This is a genomic window from Maritimimonas sp. 2304DJ26-3, assembly GCF_056591635.1.
Window position 1 is genome coordinate 540,559 of sequence record NZ_JBWQOK010000003.1, and the last position, 21,307, is coordinate 561,865.

23 protein-coding genes are annotated in these 21,307 nt (G+C 31.6%); 11 read left to right on the forward strand and 12 right to left on the reverse strand.

Annotated features, from left to right (window positions below):
• Genes AC1EUV_RS11155 through AC1EUV_RS11175 form a run of 5 tightly spaced genes read left to right on the forward strand, consistent with a single transcriptional unit; the run spans position 1 to position 3,625 of the window.
• The gene (locus AC1EUV_RS11155; protein ID WP_480198788.1) at positions 1-186 is read left to right on the forward strand and encodes a CcoQ/FixQ family Cbb3-type cytochrome c oxidase assembly chaperone; all 186 of its coding nucleotides are present in this window, start codon (positions 1-3) and stop codon (positions 184-186) included.
• Positions 183-1,022: a cbb3-type cytochrome c oxidase N-terminal domain-containing protein gene (locus AC1EUV_RS11160; RefSeq protein ID WP_480198789.1), complete on the forward strand. Its 840-nt coding sequence runs from the start codon at positions 183-185 to the stop codon at positions 1,020-1,022. Before AC1EUV_RS11155 ends, AC1EUV_RS11160 begins: the two co-directional genes overlap by 4 nt.
• Positions 1,023-1,045: 23 nt before the next feature.
• Positions 1,046-2,464, forward strand: a complete 1,419-nt coding sequence (gene ccoG / locus AC1EUV_RS11165) for a cytochrome c oxidase accessory protein CcoG (RefSeq protein ID WP_480198790.1) — start codon at positions 1,046-1,048, stop codon at positions 2,462-2,464.
• A gap of 3 nt (positions 2,465-2,467) precedes the next feature.
• Entirely contained in the window at positions 2,468-2,917 is a 450-nt protein-coding gene (locus AC1EUV_RS11170) for a FixH family protein (RefSeq protein WP_480198791.1), read from the forward strand.
• Positions 2,918-3,625, forward strand: a complete 708-nt coding sequence (locus AC1EUV_RS11175) for a sulfite exporter TauE/SafE family protein (RefSeq protein ID WP_480198792.1) — start codon at positions 2,918-2,920, stop codon at positions 3,623-3,625.
• 6 nt (positions 3,626-3,631) lie between these two features.
• On the opposite strand, the gene deoD is transcribed toward AC1EUV_RS11175, so the two are convergent.
• The 10 genes from deoD to AC1EUV_RS11225 form a co-directional block, all read right to left on the reverse strand.
• The gene (gene deoD / locus AC1EUV_RS11180; protein ID WP_480198793.1) at positions 3,632-4,330 is read right to left on the reverse strand and encodes a purine-nucleoside phosphorylase; all 699 of its coding nucleotides are present in this window, start codon (positions 4,328-4,330) and stop codon (positions 3,632-3,634) included.
• Between the two features lie 37 nt (positions 4,331-4,367).
• Positions 4,368-5,150 carry an ABC transporter permease gene (locus tag AC1EUV_RS11185; protein WP_480198794.1) on the reverse strand — a complete coding sequence of 261 codons (783 nt, stop codon included), beginning with the start codon at positions 5,148-5,150 and terminating at the stop codon, positions 4,368-4,370.
• Positions 5,143-5,850 carry an ABC transporter ATP-binding protein gene (locus tag AC1EUV_RS11190; protein ID WP_480198795.1) on the reverse strand — a complete coding sequence of 236 codons (708 nt, stop codon included), beginning with the start codon at positions 5,848-5,850 and terminating at the stop codon, positions 5,143-5,145. Before AC1EUV_RS11190 ends, AC1EUV_RS11185 begins: the two co-directional genes overlap by 8 nt.
• Positions 5,847-7,079: a nitrous oxide reductase family maturation protein NosD gene (locus AC1EUV_RS11195; protein ID WP_480198796.1), complete on the reverse strand. Its 1,233-nt coding sequence runs from the start codon at positions 7,077-7,079 to the stop codon at positions 5,847-5,849. The genes AC1EUV_RS11190 and AC1EUV_RS11195 overlap by 4 nt, the downstream gene beginning before the upstream one ends.
• Before the next feature lie 3 nt (positions 7,080-7,082).
• Positions 7,083-7,370, reverse strand: coding sequence for a cupin domain-containing protein (locus AC1EUV_RS11200; protein WP_480198797.1), 288 nt, complete (start codon positions 7,368-7,370; stop codon positions 7,083-7,085).
• 1 nt (position 7,371) lies between these two features.
• The gene (locus AC1EUV_RS11205) at positions 7,372-7,812 is read right to left on the reverse strand and encodes a nitrous oxide reductase accessory protein NosL (protein WP_480198798.1); all 441 of its coding nucleotides are present in this window, start codon (positions 7,810-7,812) and stop codon (positions 7,372-7,374) included.
• Between the two features lies 1 nt (position 7,813).
• A complete protein-coding gene (locus tag AC1EUV_RS11210; protein WP_480198799.1) occupies positions 7,814-8,404 on the reverse strand; it encodes a hypothetical protein in 591 nt (196 codons plus the stop codon).
• Between the two features lie 104 nt (positions 8,405-8,508).
• Positions 8,509-10,473: a Sec-dependent nitrous-oxide reductase gene (gene nosZ, locus AC1EUV_RS11215; RefSeq protein ID WP_480198800.1), complete on the reverse strand. Its 1,965-nt coding sequence runs from the start codon at positions 10,471-10,473 to the stop codon at positions 8,509-8,511.
• A 21-nt stretch (positions 10,474-10,494) separates the two neighbouring features.
• Positions 10,495-11,022, reverse strand: coding sequence for a c-type cytochrome (locus AC1EUV_RS11220; protein WP_480198801.1), 528 nt, complete (start codon positions 11,020-11,022; stop codon positions 10,495-10,497).
• Positions 11,023-11,042: 20 nt separating this feature from the next.
• On the reverse strand, positions 11,043-11,621 hold the full coding sequence (locus AC1EUV_RS11225) for a fasciclin domain-containing protein (RefSeq protein ID WP_480198802.1): 579 nt from the start codon (positions 11,619-11,621) through the stop codon (positions 11,043-11,045).
• 111 nt (positions 11,622-11,732) lie between these two features.
• On the opposite strand from AC1EUV_RS11225, the gene AC1EUV_RS11230 reads away from it, so the two are divergent.
• Positions 11,733-12,164 carry an RrF2 family transcriptional regulator gene (locus AC1EUV_RS11230; RefSeq protein WP_480198803.1) on the forward strand — a complete coding sequence of 144 codons (432 nt, stop codon included), beginning with the start codon at positions 11,733-11,735 and terminating at the stop codon, positions 12,162-12,164.
• Position 12,165: 1 nt separating this feature from the next.
• Here AC1EUV_RS11230 and hemN read toward each other — a convergent pair whose 3' ends face one another.
• Both hemN and AC1EUV_RS11240 read right to left on the reverse strand, forming a co-directional pair.
• Entirely contained in the window at positions 12,166-13,530 is a 1,365-nt protein-coding gene (gene hemN / locus AC1EUV_RS11235; RefSeq protein ID WP_480198804.1) for an oxygen-independent coproporphyrinogen III oxidase, read from the reverse strand.
• 75 nt (positions 13,531-13,605) lie between these two features.
• Positions 13,606-14,448 (reverse strand): universal stress protein, encoded by an 843-nt coding sequence (locus tag AC1EUV_RS11240; RefSeq protein ID WP_480198805.1) that lies wholly within the window; start codon positions 14,446-14,448, stop codon positions 13,606-13,608.
• 677 nt (positions 14,449-15,125) lie between these two features.
• On the opposite strand from AC1EUV_RS11240, the gene AC1EUV_RS11245 reads away from it, so the two are divergent.
• The 5 genes from AC1EUV_RS11245 to AC1EUV_RS11265 are packed head-to-tail and all read left to right on the forward strand — an operon-like array spanning position 15,126 to position 21,281.
• Complete coding sequence (locus AC1EUV_RS11245; RefSeq protein ID WP_480198806.1) at positions 15,126-16,073, forward strand: hypothetical protein; 948 nt, start codon at positions 15,126-15,128, stop codon at positions 16,071-16,073.
• A complete protein-coding gene (locus AC1EUV_RS11250; protein WP_480198807.1) occupies positions 16,070-16,966 on the forward strand; it encodes a TolB family protein in 897 nt (298 codons plus the stop codon). The genes AC1EUV_RS11245 and AC1EUV_RS11250 overlap by 4 nt, the downstream gene beginning before the upstream one ends.
• Positions 16,963-18,636: an alkaline phosphatase PafA gene (gene pafA, locus AC1EUV_RS11255; protein WP_480198808.1), complete on the forward strand. Its 1,674-nt coding sequence runs from the start codon at positions 16,963-16,965 to the stop codon at positions 18,634-18,636. Before AC1EUV_RS11250 ends, pafA begins: the two co-directional genes overlap by 4 nt.
• Before the next feature lie 17 nt (positions 18,637-18,653).
• Entirely contained in the window at positions 18,654-19,853 is a 1,200-nt protein-coding gene (locus AC1EUV_RS11260; protein WP_480198809.1) for an MBL fold metallo-hydrolase, read from the forward strand.
• A 12-nt stretch (positions 19,854-19,865) separates the two neighbouring features.
• Complete coding sequence (locus AC1EUV_RS11265) at positions 19,866-21,281, forward strand: serine hydrolase domain-containing protein (protein WP_480198810.1); 1,416 nt, start codon at positions 19,866-19,868, stop codon at positions 21,279-21,281.
• The last annotated feature ends 26 nt before the right edge of the window (positions 21,282-21,307 follow it).

Below are 21,307 nucleotides of genomic sequence, written 5' to 3' on the forward strand. Positions count from 1 at the left end.
ATGCTAAAGTTTATAAAACATCATATGGAAAGCATGGAAGGCGTTGCCATATACCCGATGATCTCTTTATTGATCTTCTTTATCTTTTTTGCAGTGCTATTCTGGTGGGTATTTACTGCTAAGAAAGAATATATAAAAAAGGTAAGCAATTTACCATTAGATAACGACAATAATTTGACAATATGAAAAATAATTCAACTATAGCATTTTTGCGAGTACTTGTAGTTTTTGCAATTATATTTATTGCAACAGAATACTTTTATAGAACGGGCTCAGAACCTGCTTTTATATCAAATCCATCGATTGCTCTATTTCTTGTTTTTGTATTAATTACACTTCTTGGGATGGAAGGTGTACTATCAGCTACCAATAGTTTAGGTAAATCTGATGAAGAATTAAATTATGGGAAAGATACAAGAGGGCTTAAAGAAATTGTAAAAGATCTTTGGGGAGCTAAGCCTTTAGAACAAGAAGGTGACATGCTATTAGATCATGATTTTGATGGTATAAAAGAATTAGATAATTCATTACCACCGTGGTGGTTATATTCTTTTTATGCAACAATGGTTTTTGCTGTGTTATATATGGGGTATTATCATTTATTGGGTGGCGATACTCAAGAAGATGAATACAACATGCAAATGGAAGAGGCTAGAGTAGCGGTTGCTAACTACAAACGTGCTAATCCGGTTGTACTGGATAAAAGCAATATGAGTGATGCTGATAATTTAGAAGCAGGAAAGAAAATTTTTAGAACTAATTGTGCAGCATGTCACTCCTTTGATGGAGGAGGAGGTATTGGCCCAAATCTAACAGACGATTATTGGATTTTAGGAGGAGGTACAGAAAATATTTACAATACAATTGCAGATGGTGGACGTGATGGTAAAGGAATGATTGCATGGAAGAACAGCCTAAATGCTGAAAAAATGCAGCAGGTAACAAGCTTTGTTTTGAGTTTACAAGGGACAACTCCAGAAAAACCAAAAGAAAAAGAAGGCGAACTCTGGAAAGGTGAGTAGATGGTGTAAAATGTTTGTAAATAATGGGTGAACAAACACAAGAGAATTTTAGAAATACAATTGGAACAATCGATGAAAGTGGTAAACGAGCATGGATATTTCCAAAAAAGCCTAGTGGTAGATTTTATAAATACCGTAGCTATGTAAGTTGGTTTTTACTAGTTTTTTTATTAGCTGCACCGTTTATAAAGATCAATGGGAATCAGTTCTTATTATTTAATGTAATAGAACGTCGGTTTAACATTTTCAGTTTTCCATTTTGGCCGCAAGATTTTCATTTATTGGTGATCTCAATGATTATTGGTGTTGTCTTTATAACTCTGTTTACGGTTGTTTATGGGCGAGTATTTTGTGGGTGGATATGCCCTCAAACCATTTTTTTAGAAATGGTTTTTAGAAAAATAGAATATGCAATAGATGGAGATAGAGGTGCACAAATTAGACTTAAAAAGCAAAAATGGAATGCTGAAAAGATTAGAAAGAGAGTTATAAAACATGCTATTTTTTTTATCACCTCTTTTATTATTGCTAATGTATTTCTAGCCTATTTTATTAGTAGTGATGCGCTCTTTGAAATAATAACTGATAATCCTTTAAATCATATCAGCGGACTGGTATCAATAATCATTTTTACACTAGTATTTTACTTTGTGTTTTCTTGGTTTAGGGAACAAGTCTGTATTATCGCTTGTCCGTATGGTAGACTTCAGAGTGTACTGCTAGATAATAAATCTATAGTAGTAGCTTATGACTACAAGCGAGGAGAAAAAGAAGTTGGTAGAGCTAAATTCAAAAAGAATGAAGATAGACCAGCAACTGGTAAAGGTGATTGTATTGATTGTCATCAATGTGTGGATGTGTGCCCTACAGGTATAGATATTAGAAACGGTACGCAATTAGAATGCGTAAACTGTACTGCCTGTATTGATGCATGTGACTTTATGATGGAAAAAGTTGACCTCCCAAAAGGATTAATACGACTTGCATCTGAAGACAATATTGCTAAAGAAGAGAAACCAACATTTACAGCCAGAATAAAAGCTTATACTGCTGTACTGGTTATTTTACTGGGTGTTATGACAGCAATGATTTTTATGCGTAATGATATAGAAGCGACCATTTTACGCTTACCAGGTCAATTATATACTGCTAAAGAAGATAATAAGATTAGCAATGTGTTTACTTATAAACTAGTAAATAAAACCACAAATGCTATTGATGATGTAGCTATAAAATTAATTTCGCATGAAGGAATTGTAAAATTAGTTGGCGAAGAGAATTTATCAGTGACGAAACAAGAGTTAGTAGAAGGCACACTATTTATAGAAATACCAAGAGCATCATTAAAAGAAAGTAAAGAAAAAATTAAAATAGGAATCTATTCAAATGGAGAGCTAGTTGAAACAACTACTACCAACTTTTTAGGACCAAAAAAATATTAGATCATGAAAGTAAATTGGGGAACCGGAATTGTAATAGCATTTATTCTATTTATAAGCTTTATACTCTATTTTGTTATAACAATGAGTACAAACAAAAAGTATGATTATGATTTGGTTTCTGAAGAGTATTATAAAGATGAACTAAATTATCAAAAAGATATAGATAAATATAAGAATACCAAAGAATTAGGTGTCGAAATAAAATTTAAAAAAACAGATAAAGGTTTAGAAATTAATTTCCCAAATAAATATCAAACAGAAAATATAAAGGGAAATGTGTCCCTCTATAGACCGTCTAACCAAAGTTTAGATACTGACATCCCATTTGTTTTATCTAAACGTACTACATTACTCATACCTGATAATAAGTTGGTAGGCGGTCGTTGGGATATTAAAATTAGTTGGAACGAAAATAATAAAGAATACCTCTATAAAAAAGAGTTTGTGTATTAGATGTTACTATCTGCTGTCATATTAGGATTATTGAGTAGTTTTCACTGTGTTGGTATGTGCGGACCAATAGCTTTTGTATTGCCTATAGATAGAGTTGACAAAACTAAGGGAACTTATCAAACTTTTCTTTATCATCTAGGTAGATTATTGGCTTATAGTAGTATAGGTGCTTTATTTGGTTTATTGGGTAGAGGATTGTATTTGTCTGGTTTTCAGCAACGTTTATCTGTTTTGTTGGGTGTTGTTATGATTGCTATTGTGTTAATTCCGGTTAAAATATTTAATAAATATAATTTCTCAAAACCATTATATAGTCTTATCGGAAAAGTAAAAACGAAACTTGGACTGTATTTAAAGAAAAAATCAAATAAAGCTATTTTTAGTATTGGTTTTTTTAATGGATTTCTCCCTTGCGGGATGGTTTATATGGCATTGGTAGGTGCCGTCGCTGCATCTGAATTTTATTTAGGAGCTGTATATATGTTTATATTTGGTTTAGGAACTATACCGATAATGACGTCAGCTGTATATTCTAAGAACATTTTCTCATTGAATCTACGAAAAAAGATTACAAATGCTATTCCTGTTTTTGTAGTAATTATCGGCTTACTTTTTATTTTAAGAGGTATGGGGCTGGGTATACCTTATGTATCACCTAAAGATGTAAAACTACAAGTACATAATATACCTGTTGAGTGTATAGAATGACTTTATTTAAATCACATTTAAAGCTATTTTCATCATTGTAGAAAAAGAGCTTTCTCGTTCTTCTGCTGATGTAGCTTCCTTTGTAACTAATGAGTCAGAGATTGTTAAGATGGATAATGCGTTTACATTAAATTTTGCAGCAATTGTATATAAACCTGCAGTTTCCATTTCTACACATAGCACACCATATTCTGCCCATTTTTTGTAAGAATCGTAGTCATCATTATAAAATAGATCAGAAGACAATACATTTCCTGCTTTTATAGATATATTATGTTGTTTTGCATATTCTGTAGCTTTCATGAACAAATTAAAACTAGCCGTTGGAGTATAATTTGCATTAGAAAATCTAGTAGTATTAATACTAGAATTAGAAGACGCAGACATAGCTAGTACAATATCTCTAATTTTGACATTTGACTGATATGAGCCACCAGAACCTACACGTATTAAGTTTTGAACACCATATTCATTGATAAGCTCGTGACAATAAATTAACGTCGATGGTATGCCCATACCTGTACCTTGTACAGAGATATGTTTCCCCTTGTAAGTACCAGTATACCCTAACATGCCTCTAACATTATTATATAGAATAGCATTATCTAAAAACGTTTCTGCTATCCATTTAGCACGTAGCGGATCGCCTGGTAATAATACAGTCTCTGCTATTTCTCCTTTTTTGGCTCCAATATGTAAACTCATATATTTTTTATTAATTAATATACGCTTAATAGTATAATTAAAAATCTTTCTTTTTTGATTTATACACAATTCTCCATACAGGCAAAATAACCCAAAGTGTTAAAACAGAGAAGGAGGTAAGCATGCCTAAATTAGTGCCAAAGAATTTTTGAAAAACGGCACCAGTATAGCCGAGTAAAGCAGAAATATCAAGCTTTAACAAGATTAATATTCTAGATAAATCTATAGGATTAAACATTGTTGTAACCAATGAAAACTTATCAAGAGGATACTCCTGTAAAAGTACTAAAGAGATTAAAAAAAGTCCGTCATAGATAACAGCTAAGAATAGCCACAATAAAATAGCATAACCAAAACCTTTAATTTTATTTTCATTAGATAAGGCAATGTTAAAAGCCAATGCAACAAAAATAAATGTCAAAAAAGCGCCTACTAATAATAAGGATAGAAAATTAAAAATTGCGGTAGATTGTATAACTCCGTAAGCTAGAAAAGGTATCCCTAAACCTATTACTAAGCTTAATGAGAGTGAAAGTGAGACGCCAATGTATTGTCCTAGATAAATAGTTGATCTTTTTAAAGGTTGTGCTAACAATAATTGAGTAAACTCACGCGAATTATAATAATACATTACCCCGAAAACTGTTCCGATGAGAGGCGTTAGAACAATAATAATATTCAGTAATGTTATTACGGCCTTAGATGTATCATTATTTAAAAAAAGTAGTACAAAACCTAATAATAGATAAAAAGCAAAATAGACATAGCTCCAACGGCTTCGCATTAGATCGTAAAAACTATATTTTAATATTTTAAGCATGTTGTTCTGTTAAAATAGTAGCGATAGCCTGTTCTAGATTTTGTTTATTGGTTTTTTCTTGCAGTTTTTTAAGACTACCCTTAAAATAGATTTTTCCATCAAGTAAAAACACAATTTCATCTGCTATCTCTTCTACAAAACTCATAATGTGAGACGTGATCAAAATCGTTTTACCTTGTGCTTTCTCTTTTTGAATGATCTCTTTTAGATGAATTAAAGAAATAGGATCTAAGCCTGTAGTTGGTTCATCTAAAATAATTAATGGACTATCAAACATAAAAGTCAGTACTAAGTTTACTTTTTGTTGAGTACCGCCAGATAAATTTCCTAGTTTTTGATCTAAGAATTGTTTCAAACCGAAGAGTTCAACCAGATCTTTATCTGTGGTTGGTTTTGATCGTAAATTCTTAATCATTTTTATCAACTCCTTAACTGTAAGATTGCTGGGGAAGTTTGCTATTTGAGGTAAATAGTCAATTTCATTTCTATACTTATGTTTACCTAAAATGTTGTCATCACCTATTTGTATAGAACCTTTGTTTGGTATGACCATTCCTAAAATACTTTTGATCAAAGTTGTTTTGCCAGAACCATTTGGGCCCAAAACGGCAAAAATTCCACCGCTTTTAATAGTTAAATTAAGATCTTTTAAAACTTCCACCTTACCAAATTTCTTATATAAGTGTTCTATGACAATCATTTCACAGGTTTCATTAAAGGGTTGTTATCCAGTAAATTATCAGGTGTGAAAACAGGAGATACCTTTTCTGAAAAATTTATAATATCTACAAATAGACTTCGTAATAAAACCAATGTTTCTGGTGTTCTGTTCACAATATAAGAGAATAGCTTTACGGGCCTATATGGAACGTCTCCAAATCCATTCTTGTCAAGGTCATAGCCTGTATAAGAGCTCCAGTAGTTTTTATTAAAAGAATTGTCATTGAGTTTGCTATTGTACGATATATCGAAAGCGTTATTCATAAAATTATTATGCTTGAAAATATTAGTATAACATGCTCCTGAAATTTTTACGCCCCAACCATTTCTAACAAAATTGTTATTTGTATAATTCACTCTAGTAGAGCCTTCTGTATATACACCTGTAGTGTTTTGTTTAAATGTATTGTGTTCTATTTCTGCATCATATATTTCTTTAAGCAATAAACCGTAAGACGCTGTACCCCAGTTTTCTGAAAAAGTATTGTTTGTCATATTAATAAACTTAGAAAACATAACGGCAACACCAGAACCATTTTTAGTAAAAGTGTTATCATGATATTCATCATTATTAGAAAACATAAAATGCAAGCCATAGCGTAGATTATTGTAGCTTTTATTATTAAGTACTTTACTTTTAGTCACAAATTCAAAATAGATACCATCGCGTAGGTTATGCAAGTCATTGCCTTCAACTATCATATTAGAGCAATGCCACATATGAACTCCATTGCCAGAACCTGCTTGATCTATTGCCTCACTAGAAATATGATTATTTCTAACCGTTCCGTAATGTGATTTTTCGATAAGTAATCCGAAAAAGACATTCTCTAAAGTTGAATTTTCAATAGTAAAATATTTACTTTTTGAAATATAAATGGCTGCAAAATCTTTAGTATAACTTTGACCTACATTTTTTAAGATTAAACCTGAAATTGAAACACTATCTGATTTGATAATAAGAATATATCCTTTTTTGTTTCCATCAATAACAGGATTGTTTTCACCAATAATTTTTAATGGCTTGTTGATTAAAATATTCTGTTCATTATATATTCCTTCTTTTAAAGTGATTGCTGAATGCGGTTTAGCTATCGAAATTGCTTCTTTTAGTGATGTTATTTCACAAGTTGAACATACTTCAATTTGGCTAAATCCATAATTACTCGATAATAAAAAGCAAACAATAAATATGATAGTCCTAGACATGTATTATCTAATAATTAAAAACTTAGAGTTTTTATTTGCAACCACATAATGCTCTACATGTGCTCTAAAAGAGTAAGTGCTATATTGTTCTAATGTTAGTTGTTCGCTATTTATATAGAAATCTATATTGCCTTCTAACACAACAAGTAATGCTTTTTTTGGTGAAGAATGCTTTGGGAATATTTTACCTTTTTCTAAGGTAATTAATAATGTTTCTGTTGTATCAGTTTTAAATATTTTAGAAACCTGTAAACCATTTACAGTTGTTTCTTGAATTAAGTTTGTATTCATTTTAGTTATTGTAAAAATGTTGTTGTATTTCTATCCAGTCATATATTTTGCCATTATTATTTTCTTTAATAATGTTCTCGGCATTATCTTTAGATTCAAACCCTGTAAGGTTAGCTCCCATAGGACTTTGAATAGAATCACTTATCAAAAAAGTGGCATTGGTAGCATCTATTAACTTTTCAGGTATGGTATAATCAGTTACTAAAAGCAGACTTATTTTTTCTTGATCTCTATTTTCTAAGTCATTAAGCATACATTCTATGGCATCATATTTAAAAGCTTTTCCTTTTTTAGTAACCAATTGAGAAGCATGTGTTTTATCGACAATATTCATTTTGCAAAAATGACATGCATCTTTACCATAGTCAATCTTTTGTGGTTTAACAGAACAAGATGTTGTAAGTATCAATAGATAAACCAATAAGTATATTGACGTTCTCATTTTATGACATTTTTGTTTCTCTTTTACCGAAGAGATAAGCTATTAGTGCTGTAGCTATTCCTAATCCTAAAAAGTAAGCGCCTAATCTAGGGTAGGAATGAGCGGTGAAATTTAAAATGTTCTTAGTACCAAATAATGGTGGTTGAAAGCCCATTTGAGACCCATCAGGATTAGTAAATTTCATAATAGCTTTAGGGTCAAGATTATGACCATAATCATGTTCCCATAGATAAAAATCATATAGTCCTGCTGCACTTAATACTGCCATTAAAATAAACCAATACAAATACCATTTATGATTGAATTTATAAGCGATTATTAATCCTAGAATGGTGGTGATAATAATTCCAGTAGGAAATATTTTAAATTCTGGAATGGCTTCTGGTATATACTTCATCCCTACATAATGGTTCATAAGGTTGATATTCTTAATATCATGCGGATTTGCATCCGCAAAATCATTTATATGAATATTCATTCCCAATGGAGTAGGATATTGTGGAGCTTCTAGAGTAATATTCCATAAAGGAAATAAGAATAATCCTAATGGTAATAAAGCTGCTAGAAACATTAATATTTTAGACTTTTTCATTGTTTGTCTTTTGAAAAGGTTAACAAAAAGGCTGCAATAATTCAAGTTAACGTAATATCATTACAGCCTTTTTTAACTAAAATAATCAAACCATGCTAGGCGAGCTATTCATCGTCTAATGACCACGACAACTCTATATTAGAATTCTTTGGAGAAACTCTAACATAACCTTGCATTTCTTGGTGCAAAGCAGAGCAGAAGTCCGTACAATAGAATGGCCAAACACCCACTTGCTTTGGTTCCCAGATAAACGTTTCTGTTTGACCTGGCATAATTAATAGTTCAGAAGTATTAGCACCTATCATGCTTATACCATGTGGTACATCATAATCCTGCTCTAAGTTTGTAACATGAAAATAAACTTTATCACCTACCTTAATACCTTCAATATTGTCTGGCGCAAAGTGACTTCTAATCGTACTCATATATACATGCACTTCATTCCCATTTCTAGTAACCTTTGTTTCACTCTCGCTTTTTACAGCATACGGATGCTTGTTTTCTTCTAGTTTGAAGAATTTTTTAGAATTAGCTTTAATTATATCAGCAGGAATACCAGCAGCATAATGAGGCTCACCAACAGTTGGAAAATCTAATAACAACTCCATTTTTTCACCAGTAATGTCATACAACTGAGCAGATTGAGTAACTTCCGGTCCAGTTGGTAAGTATCTATCCTTAGTAATTTTATTCATGGCTAAGACATATTTGCCAAAAGGTTTTCTCGAGTTACCCCCAGGAATCATTAAGTGACCAACTGAATAATAGCAAGGCTTTCTATCTATAACTTCCCAAGTTCCAAGCTTCCACTTTACTACTTCAGACGAAATAAAGAATGTTGTATATGCATTTCCTTCTCCATCAAACTCTGTATGTAGAGGGCCTAAACCGCCTGATTTTACCGAACCAGCTAAAGCATCTTCATAATTTATAATTGGAATACCATATGCATCACCATCAAATTTCTTCTCTTCAATAGCTTTTATCATTTTTGAATAAGAATGTACTGTTACATCAGCTGATAATTTACCACTACCAACAATGTATTCACCTGTTGGACTCACATCACAACCGTGTGGTGATTTAGGTGTTGGCAAGAAATAAATTGCACCAGGTACTTCAGCAGGATTTACTGTTAACACTTCTTTCTTCATTGTAGAAGTAGCCATATGCGTGTGTTCATCATACACATTATGAGCATAATTAGCTGGCATCTTTGTACCACCACCATTCCTAACATATTCTTCAATTTTTTTCCAGTTAACAGCAGCTATAAAATCTTTATCATTTTGAGAAGCATTTACTTCTAATAAAGTATGAGATTCTTCTGTATTATAAGTTGTAAAGAAGAACCATCCATGAGAATCACCTCTTCCAGGGTGTGCCTTATCATAATCAAATCCTGGCATTAATATTTGAAAGGCAATCTCCATTCCACCATCTTCTTGATCTACTTCTAAGAAAGTTAATGCCCCTTTAAAATTGCCTTTATATTCTTTAATTGGCATATCTTTTTGAGGAACAGGAACTCCAAAGCGAGTACCAGCTACAACATATTCTGTATTCTCTGTAACATATGACGAACTGTGATTACCCGCACTATTAGGTATTTCAATGATCTCAGTAGTTTCAAAAGTAGTTAAGTCAATCTTAGCAATACGTGGTGTATTATTACCATTAATGTATACATATCTACCATCTAATTCACCATTAGTTTGAGAAATGTCTGGATGGTGAGCATCATCCCAAGGAACGAAGCCATGAGATGTGTTTAACATTGGCTTTGTTTCCTCATTGTAACCCCAAGCTTTTTCTGCATCTTGTGAGAAAACAGGAATTACTTTAAATAATCTACCGGAAGGCAAGCCGTAAACAGCTAACTGTCCACTGAATCCACCTGAAATAAATGCATAAAATTCGTCATGTTCACCTGGTGCTACATAAACTTTTTCTGCAACATTGCCAGATAAAGCACCTTGATTGGTACTATTTGAATTACCATTATTGCCACAGCTAGAAGCTAAAGCTACTATGACAAAAAAAGTCAATAATTTTGCTATTGTTTTCATTATTATATAATTTTTGTTTGGTTATTTTAATGTTCTGAAATATTCTAAAACAGCTCTTGCCTCTTCTTCAGTTAAATTCTGATTCGCCATTGGTGAACCATTAAATTCTATAAGTAATTCTTTGGCCAATGGATCTTTTTGAACCATTTCTTCAGGATTTAAAATCATGTTCATTACCCATTCTGGAGAACGTCTTTCTAAAATATTCTGAGGAGAAGGGCCAATGAATCTTTTATTAGCTCTATGACAAGCAGTACACATTCTTTTGAATACATCTGCTCCTTTTGCTACCATTTCTTGATTTATTTCGGCATCAAGGGTTAAAGATTTAATTGGGCCAACCCCCTTATTGTTTAAATCTACTTTTTCAGAGGCTTTTAGCCCTTCAGAAGCCACCTCAACCTTTGGTTCTTCTTTTATAGGTTCTTCTTTTTTTACTTCTTTTTGTTCAGTTGTTTTAGCTGGTGCATCTTTTTTTGATTTATCACCACCACAACTCGCTAATAGTATTAATGATAATACTAGAAGACCAAATAGTTTTTTTGTCATTATTTTAGTTTTGTATTAAATTATTTATCAGCTGGAACAAGCACATCTCCGATAACATGAATCCAGCCATTACTTACTTTTACTGTTTTTAAAACTTTTGTGCCTCCTACATACAATCCATCATCCTTTTTTACTACATCCAAATATTTACCTGAGGCCATATAAAGCTTACGGCCTTTTTTAGCTTCTTTTTCTAGCTGTGTATCTGGAAAATTGGCAGGAGCTACATGATTTGTAAGAATAAATGCCAATTTTGATTTGTTTTTAGGTTTTAATAAAGTTTCTACTGTGCCTTCTGGAAGCTTATTAAATGCATCATTCACAGGAGCGAATACAGTTAAAGGACCTGCATTTACCACGGCATCTTCAACACCTCCTGCTTCTATTGCAGCTACAAGTGTTGTAAAATCATCTAAGGATTTTGCAACTTGCAATGCATTTGCCTGTGAGTCTTCATCAACCACGGCTGACTGACCTTTGCTTTCCTGCTTTTCAACTTTATTAATCACTTTACTTTGCTCTGTTGTCTGTTCAGACTTTTTACAAGCAATAAGTAGCGAGAGTGACATAATAATTGTTAGTGCTAGATTTGGTTTCATTATCTTATTATTTTTAATTATTGTACAAAGCTATAGCTCACATATCATAAAAAATATGATATTTATCATATAAAAAGATATTTTTATCTTTTTATATTTACATTTGTTATTATGTTGTCAAAATCAAGTACATATGCAATTAGAGGAGTTCTATATTTAGCTCTAAATTCTAACGAAATAAAAAAGTTTAACCCGAGAATAATTGCTAACGAAATAGATGTTCCAGCTCCTTTTTTAGCTAAAACTCTACAATTACTTTCTAAGAAAAATCTTGTTTCTTCTACAAAAGGAAGAAATGGAGGATTTTATCTTAATAAAAATAACAGATTAAACTCTCTAATCTCAGTAGTAGATTGTATTGATGGCCTAGAAAAGTTTCAAAGTTGTATGCTTGGGCTACCAGTTTGCAGTCATGAAAATCCATGTCCAATGCATTACAAACTTGCTCCTTTAAGAAAATCAATGGTAGAGGAGCTTACCAATAAGTCTATAGATGAATTTGCTGAAGATATCCGACAAGGAAAAACACATATCTACTTATAGCTTAAATGGTCATTGAGAATAGTTGTGTATCTGGTTTGTCACGAGTTAATCTTAGATCAAACGCCATACAAATATTTCGTACAAACACTCTAGCGTCTTCTGGTACTAACAGTTCATTTTTTAATAGATAGACCAATTCATCATTTTCCAATTCCTTAAGTCTCTCTAATACTTCTGTTAATTGATTAAATTTTAGATCGTCATTTTGCCATGATGTCTTAAAATGACACATAATATTTAATATATGCTGACGAATAATAAGATCTTCTTTAGTTAGTAAATGACCTTTTGTTATTGGTAATTCTCCAGACTCAACTCTTTTTTGATAGGCTTTTAATGTTTTTTCATTCTGTGCAAAACTATACCGGGAATCACTAATAGCAGACATTCCTAATCCTACCATTAACTGAGTTGGATTAGTAGTATAACCCATAAAATTACGATGAAGATTTGCTGTATTAAAGGCTTTGTATAAGGAGTCTGTTGGCAATGAAAAATGATCCATGCCAGTTTCTATATACCCTAAATTGGTAAGCATATGCTTACCAATTTCATAGAGTTTTCTTTTAAAATCTCCTTTCGGTATATCACTATCACTAAACCCACGCTGACCAACACCTTTTACCCAAGGTACATGTGCATAACTATAGAATGAAATTCGATCAGGCTTTAATTCATTTGTTTTTTTAATAGTATCAATAACGTTAGCAATCGTTTGAAATGGTAACCCAAAAACTAAATCATGGCTAATTGAAGTATAACCAATTTCTCTAGCCCATAATGTTACATTTCTTACATTTTCAAAAGGCTGAATTCTGTTAATTGCTTTTTGAACAGTTTCATTATAATCTTGTACCCCAAAACTAACTCTTGTAAAGCCTAGATTATATAAAATTTGTAGGTGCTCTTTAGTTGTGTTGTTTGGATGACCCTCAAAACTAAACTCATAATCTCTATGTAACTCTACTGAATTTACAATTTCATTTATTAGAATACTAAGATTCTTTGAAGTAAAAAAAGTAGGTGTACCTCCACCAAGATGCAATTCTCTTACAATTGGTTTTTCATCAAACAAATTTAGATATAACTGCCACTCTTTTAATAGTGTTTCTATGTATGGTTCTTCTACTTGATGACGTTTTGTGATGTGTTTATGACACGCACAAAAAGTACATAAGCTTTCACAAAAAGGTAAATGAATATAAATGCTTATTCCTTTTTCTTTATTACTTTCTTTAAATGAAAATTGCAATGATTGTTTCCAGTCTTTGATAGAAATTCCTTCTTTATTCCAATAAGGTACGGTTGGGTAACTTGTATATCTAGGGCCAGGAACATTATACTTTTGAACTAGAGATGTTTTCATTTGAGTTTATTTCCATCAAAAGTAGAGCGGATACTATTGCTATACTATGATATTTATCATATTAAGAATTCACATCTAAATTGATATTACTAATAATGGTACTTGAGTTTGAAAGCCTACCTTTTTAATAACAGGTTCATGAGTTAACCGTTCCCAAAATGTATGTTCATAATTTGTTAAGCATATAATATCTACTTTATTTTCTTTTGAATATTCATTTATTGAATTAGATATGGAAGTATCTAAATCTATTTCTTTATAGTTTACATTATTGGTTCCTAAGTGTTGCTTAATAGTATTTATATTTTGATTCTGCGTTTCACTTAATATACTCTCATTTTTAACATGTAGAATTTCTAAATTAAGATCATGAATTAATAAAAGTTCTAGTAAAGGTTTTAACTCTTGACTTTTAAACAATTGCTTTAAGTCTGTTGCAAAGCTTACAAGCTCTGGTTCTCTAAATTCAAAATCTTTTGGGACAGCAATTATAGGGCATTCAGTTATATTTTTAATTAATGCCATAGCATTACTACCCATTAGCACTTTTTTTATTCCGCTGGCACCAGTTGTACCCATAACCACAAGATCAATATTCTCTTTTATTATTAACTCTTTTGAAACTGAAACAATACTTCCATGAGCAGAAATTGTTTTATACTCATGTTTGTCATTTAACAAATTTTCTTTTAAATGATTTTCTATTTTTTCAAGGCCCTTTAAAGAGTCTTCTTTTAAAATATCATATAGTTTTTTTGTAGCCCCAGAGTGAACAGAGGTGTTTACACTGCCAGTATTAACCTCGAATGTATTTAAGATGTAGAACTTGCATGGGATATCATCATAAAGACGAATTGCATATGTAAGTGAATCCCAAGCATTATCTGAAAAGTCTGTTGGTATTAATATTTTTTTCATGTTTTATAGTTTTAAACTCATTCTCAAAGTTCGTTTTTGATGATGAAAAAAAATATGATAAAAGTCAGTTAAACAAATAAGCGTATTTACTTGAGGTATATTCTATAGGTACTATTATTGTATAATAAACTCTAATGAAATTTAAACTATCAAAAAGAAGTAAATAGTGTCAAATAAAAGGTGAGTAATTCGGTGAGTAGGTGAGAAATGTGTTTGTAATTAAATATTAATCAATTAGTTACGAACAAGGTTCTGATCCCTCTTTCTCCGCTGAAAATGCTATCAAATAGCAACAAAAGCCTACAAATAATATTATTTGTAGGCTTTTTCATTTTATTCAGTTCTATTTATACACAAATAATAGCAAATAAAAGTTAAGTAATTTAGTTAACTTTTTTTTTAATATAATCCTTAAGGCTAATTCGCATATCCTAAATTTCTAGATCTGATGGTCCTAGAATTATTTCTAACTCTATAATTATAGATTCAACTTCTCTCATTTAAAACGTCATTTTTTATTGACTTTATGGATTCTATTTGTTAAGGATTAGTTAAAGTAAGAATAAATGGATATAATTTGAATCGCCTTTTAGTCGGGATAATTATTTCGGATTAAATATTTCGGATTTTGATTCAAATTTGATTTTACAACGGTATTTACAAAATGAAAAGACATTATGAAAAAAATATTAATTCTATTATTGGCACTCATTTTTCTTTTTTCATTAGATGTTATTTCACAAAATCAAGAGAAGAACGTCAAAAAAGTAACTAATATTGAGACTTCATATCCTTATTGGTCACCTGACGAAACCAAAATCGTATTCCAGTCAAATAGAAATGATAATGACACTGAAATTTACACAATGAACACTGATGGGAAGAACATTAAGCGTTTAACTTTTGCTAAAGGTTTTGATGAGACTCCTATATGGTCTCCTAATGGAAAAAAAATTTTATTCGCATCAACAAGAGATGGAAACTATGAGGTTTATATTATGGATGCAGATGGTAAAAATCAGAAGAATCTTACAAATCATCCTTCTCATGATGGTCATCCAAATTTTTCTCCAGATGGAAAGCGAATTATTTTCCATAGTACTAGGGATATGCCAGACAGTACATATAAAGGGAATCAATTTACAAGACACATAAACCATGAACTTTATGAGATGGACTTGGATGGCAAAAATGTTAAGAGAATTACACATTTTAACGGATGGGATACTTATCCTGATATATCGCCAGATGGGAGAAAGATTGCGTTCAGACGGAGAATAGATACGGATATGGGCATCCATAATTCAAACTCTGAAGTATTTATAGCTAATCGTGATGGTTCGAATGCCTATAATTTGAGTAAATATCCAGATCATGATGGGTGGCCAGCATGGTCTCCTGATGGGAAAAAGATTGCTTTCGCATCTGAAAGGGAGAGATACAATGAATGGCAGATCTATATCATAAATATTGATGGCACAGAGCTTAAACGTATTACTAATTTCGATAGTCAGGGCGGCTATTTTTCTAAACCTCAGTGGTCAAAGAATGGCAAAAGAATTTTATGCACAAGAACTAAGGATGGAAATGTAGAAATATTTATAGTTCAAATTCCTGAAAAATGATTAAAAAGATTTTCATCTGCATATCGATTTCCTCTTCATTAATATTTCATAGTCAAGAAAATAATGAAAAAGCAATTATTAAAACAATAAATGCTTACCCTTCTTTATCTCCAGATAATTCAAAAATCTATTTTCACAGTAATAGACTTGGTAATAATGATATCTATATGCAAGAAATAGCTACTAGTATTATTAAACAGCTCACCACAAATTCTGCAAATGATAGAACTCCATCTGTCTCTCCAGATGGTAGCAAAATAGTATTTGTTTCTACAAGAGATGGAAACTACGATGTTTTTATGATGGATAATGACGGAAGTAATCAGGTTAACTTAACTAAGAGATCCAATGTTAAAGATATTCATCCTTACTGGTTTCCTGATGGTAAATCAATCATTTTCAACTCAACAAGAGGAGGAAAAGATTATGATTTATATTCAATGGATGTTTTCGGAAAAAATATTAAAAAACTTAGAACAAATCCTGGTGAAGCTACACATGCTCAAATTTCGCCAGATGGAAATAAAATTGTTTTTAGAAAATTCTATAGGGATGAAACAAAACAGGTGAATTCTGAAATTGTGCTTTTAAACCTCAAAACAGAGAAAGAAAGTAGAATAACAAACCATCCTAGTATTGATAATTATCCAGGTTGGTCAAATGATGGAAACTATATATTTTTTTCGTCCAATAGGAATGGTAAGAATAATTATCATTCTAGCATTTATGGTCATAATCTAAGCACAGAAGAAACCTTTCAACTCACGCTTCCATTATCAAATCAAGAAGATACCACTCCAATAATTAATAAGGGTGGCAACCTAATTTACTTTAGTAGATGGGTTGCAGAACAAACAGTTAGCATCTATTCTCAAAAAATTAACTTAAAATGAAAAAGCAACTTCTAATTACCATTTCATTACTAATCATCCATACAATTTGCTTAGGGCAAGAAAAAAATGATGCAAAAAAAACAAAATTAGTTGTAGGTATTGTTGTCGATCAAATGCGTTTTGATCAACTTTATAAATACTCTGATCGTTATTCGGAAAATGGATTCAAAAGGTTAATTCGTGAAGGCTATAATTTCAAGAATATGCACTACAACTATATTCCTACTGTAACCGCAGCAGGTCATGCATCAATTTATACGGGAGCAAGCCCATCAATACATGGTATAGTAGGTAATAGTTGGTATAATAGATCAATTGGTGATGAAATAGATAATGTCACCGATTCTACTTATACTATTGTCGGATCAGGAAAAGTGAATCTAAAAGGTATCTCTCCCAAAAATTTAATGAGTAATACCATTTCTGATCAAATAAGGATGCATAATAATTTTAAATCAAAAGTTATTAGTATATCATTAAAGGATCGCGGCGCTGCACTTCCTGGAGGTCATACAGCTAATGGAGCTTACTGGTATGATTGGCAAACAAGTCCTGGTAATTTTGTAACGAGCACTTACTATATGCATGAGTTACCTGAGTGGTTATCAAATTTCAATGAAGCAAATAAACCGAATAAATACTTGAATAAAGTTTGGAACCCTTTATATCCTATTTCCTCATATTTAATGAGCGCAAAGGATAATAATCCTCATGAGCGAAATTTAAGAGGTAAGGATAGCCCAACATTCCCATATGATTTCAAAAAGCTCAGGGAGATTTATAAAAAAAGGAATGCCGAATATCAGTTGATGTGGGTCACACCTGATGGCAATTCAATTTTAACTGAACTCGCATTACAGGCAATGAAAAATGAACATTTAGGAAAAGATAAATTTACCGACTTAATAAATATTGGCTATTCTGTACCAGATATAGCTGGACATATGTTTGGACCACAATCTATAGAAATTGAAGATATCTACCTTAGGTTAGATAAAGAAATAGAAACCTTACTTAATTTCTTGGATACAAATGTTGGTAAAGGTGAATATCTTTTATTTCTAACTTCAGATCATGCAGCCATTCCTGTGGCATCATACTTAAAAAAACATCGCTTACCTACGGGAATTGCTAGAATCAAGAGATATAAGAAGTTATTAAATGATTATTTAAAAGAAAAGTACAACCATGAATTAATTTCTCATTTTGATGGAGAACAAGTCTATTTAAATAGGAAGAAAATAAAATCTCTTGGATTATCTCTGAGAATAATTCAACGAGAGGTGGTAGAATATTTAGTAAATTTAGAAGGGGTCAAAACCGCAATAAGTGCTCATATGCTTTCTAATAATCAGTTTAATGGTGAAAAAGAATTCTTGCAGAAGGGTTTTTATTATAAAAGATCAGGAGATGTTATCTTGATATTCGATCCAGGTTATATTCAATCATCGAACTCAGAAATAGCTGTGAAAGATGTAAAAGGTACAACTCATGGGTCAGGTTACGCTTATGATACACATGTGCCAATGCTCTGGTATGGTAACAACATCCCCGTTGGAGAGTCAGTGAGGAAGGTGTCAATCACGGATATAGCATCAACAATAAGTTTAAAACTTAACATTCAATTACCTAATGGAAATGAAGGGAAGCCACTATTTGAATTATTCTAAATTACAGTGAAAATTTTATGAAGAAGTTATATATAATATTTATTATTTTAATAGTTCTCAGCAATAAAACAAACGCTCAAAAAAGTATAGATGAAAGAAAAATTATCCAAACATGTACTAACTACCTTGAAGGATTCTATCAAGGTGATAGTAGTAAGATAATTAGTAGTATCAAACCTTCTCTTTATAAGCTCGGTTATTGGAAAAGTAAAGGAAGTAACTCTTATACCAGTGAAGGAAATATGACTTATAAAGGGGCGATTAACTATGCAAATAACGTTTTAAAAAATAAAAAATTTGCCAAGCCAGAGGCTCTTAAAAAGGTTGAAGTCCTTGACATTGGCAATCATATCGCTGTTGCTAAAATAACTGCCTGGTGGGGTATTGATTATGCACTTTTATCTCGAAAAGATGACACATGGATTATAGAGGAAGTTCTATGGGAGGGGCCCTTAGAGAATAATAATGATTTATCAATTTCTTATTTGGGTAATATGGGGATTTTAATATCACATACAGAAGGTGCAGTGGTCATTGACGGATTTCATAAGAAATATAGATCTGAATATGTTTATCCAAGCGAAAAAGCAGTAAAAGAGATTATTACTGGCAAGTATAGTAATCACAAGGCTCCTAACTTAGCACTAATTACTCACAAGCATTGCGATCATTTTGATCCAGAATATTATAAACTCTTTTTACACCATAATAAGGAATCCTTAATAGTTGCACCAAATCAGGTTGCCAATTTAATTAAGGCAAAAATAAGTGATGATAAAATGCTCAGAGGTATAAAACCAATAACCTATGATGACAAAGAGCATTTGGTTTCACATAACGGTATAAAAGTAAACGCATTTAAATGCCGACATATTAACCCTTCTCGTCATGCAACGATTGAAAATATGGCATATATAATTTATTTAAACAATTTTTCAATTCTACATTTAGGTGATACTTCATGGGACATGTTGATTGATGATATGAAAGAAAAGCAAATATCAGAAATGAATCTTGATGCAGTTATTTTACCTTATTGGATGTTAATTGAGCAAAATTCAATTGAAAGAATTAATAAGCATATTAAACCAAAAAAAATTATTGTTACTCATATCCCACCTAATTATAGTGGCAATAAACTCTCAGAGTTGGTTAAGAATCAAACGAATATAATATTATTTACAAAACTATATCAGCAAATAAAACTTAATAAATAACAGATTATTAATATGAAAAAAATACTCAATTTAACTTTAATTCTATTTGCTTTTAACACTAATACCTTAGTCTCTCAGTCATTTGCTGATGATTTCAGTGCAATCGACAAATTACTAAATAAGTATATCAATGAAAGTAATATACCTGGTTTGTCAATTGCAGTTTCACATAAAAATAAAGTGATATGGAATAAGAATTATGGATATGCCAATCTCGAATATAATGTTCCTGTTTCTGATTCAAGTAAATTTAGAGTAGCTAGCGTTTCAAAGCTATTTACAGGAACTGCTATATACAAACTGTATAAACAAGGAAAAATACGATTAAACGATAAAATCTCTAGATACTTAGATTCAATCCCTAAATCTTGGGAAAATATCACAATTCAACAAATTGCTCATCATACAAGCGGTATAGGGCATTATATAGATATTCCAGATGCTTTGGACATTACTCAGTATAGTTCCTCGGCAGAAGCAATAAATAAATTTAAAAACAGACCTCTATCACATAATCCAGATGAAGGAATAACCTATTCTAGCTATGCCTATTCGGTATTGGCTGCTGTAATTGAAAATGTTACTGGAAAACCGTATTTGACCGCTATGGAAGACTTGGTTTTCAAACCCTTTAATATGACGAATACAGTAGCTGATAATCAAAAAACAGTAATTAAGAACCGAACAGGTTTCTATCAATATGGCACTAACAGAGAACCTGAAAATGCACCATATATAAATTTAAGTGGTAGATGGGCCGGAAGCGGTTTTTTATCTAATGCAATAGACTTATCTAAATTTGGAGCAAGTCACACATTTAGCTCAAAATTATTTTCGAAAGAAGATTTGTTGAAGCTCACTTCTCCTTACAAAACCATCAAAGGCTTTACAAGCAAAGAAGGTATGGGCTGGGGGCAACGTAAAGGATGGAATAATAGGCTTACTTTTTGGGGTGATGGCAAAACACCAGGTACGACTACTGGTTTATTAGTATATCCTGAACATGACCTTTCGATAGCAATAGTTTGTAACATGAGAAGTGCACCTTTAGAAAGAGGGGAATTTCAAATGTTGGCGAAAAGATTAATTATACAAATTGAAGGCAAACAAGTTAAAGAATTAGAGAATGAAGATTTTGGAAAATATGTTTTAAATATTTCTATGGGTAACAACTCACTAGAAGGTGAAATTGTACTCAAAAAAGGGAGTAATGATCTAGGATACTTTGACTTCAAAGGTTTACAAAAATTTACAATTATCGATGCTTTTTGGGAGGAAGATAGTTTATGGGTTTATGCTTTAAGTGGAGGAAAACAGCCAGTACCATTAGGGATTTTACCAATTCGCTTATTAAAGCTAAATAATAATTACACCGGGCAGTTCTATAGAATTGATGCCAACGTTTCAGGGGAAAAGCAAAAAAATTAATCTCTTTTACGCTATTGTAGTAATTA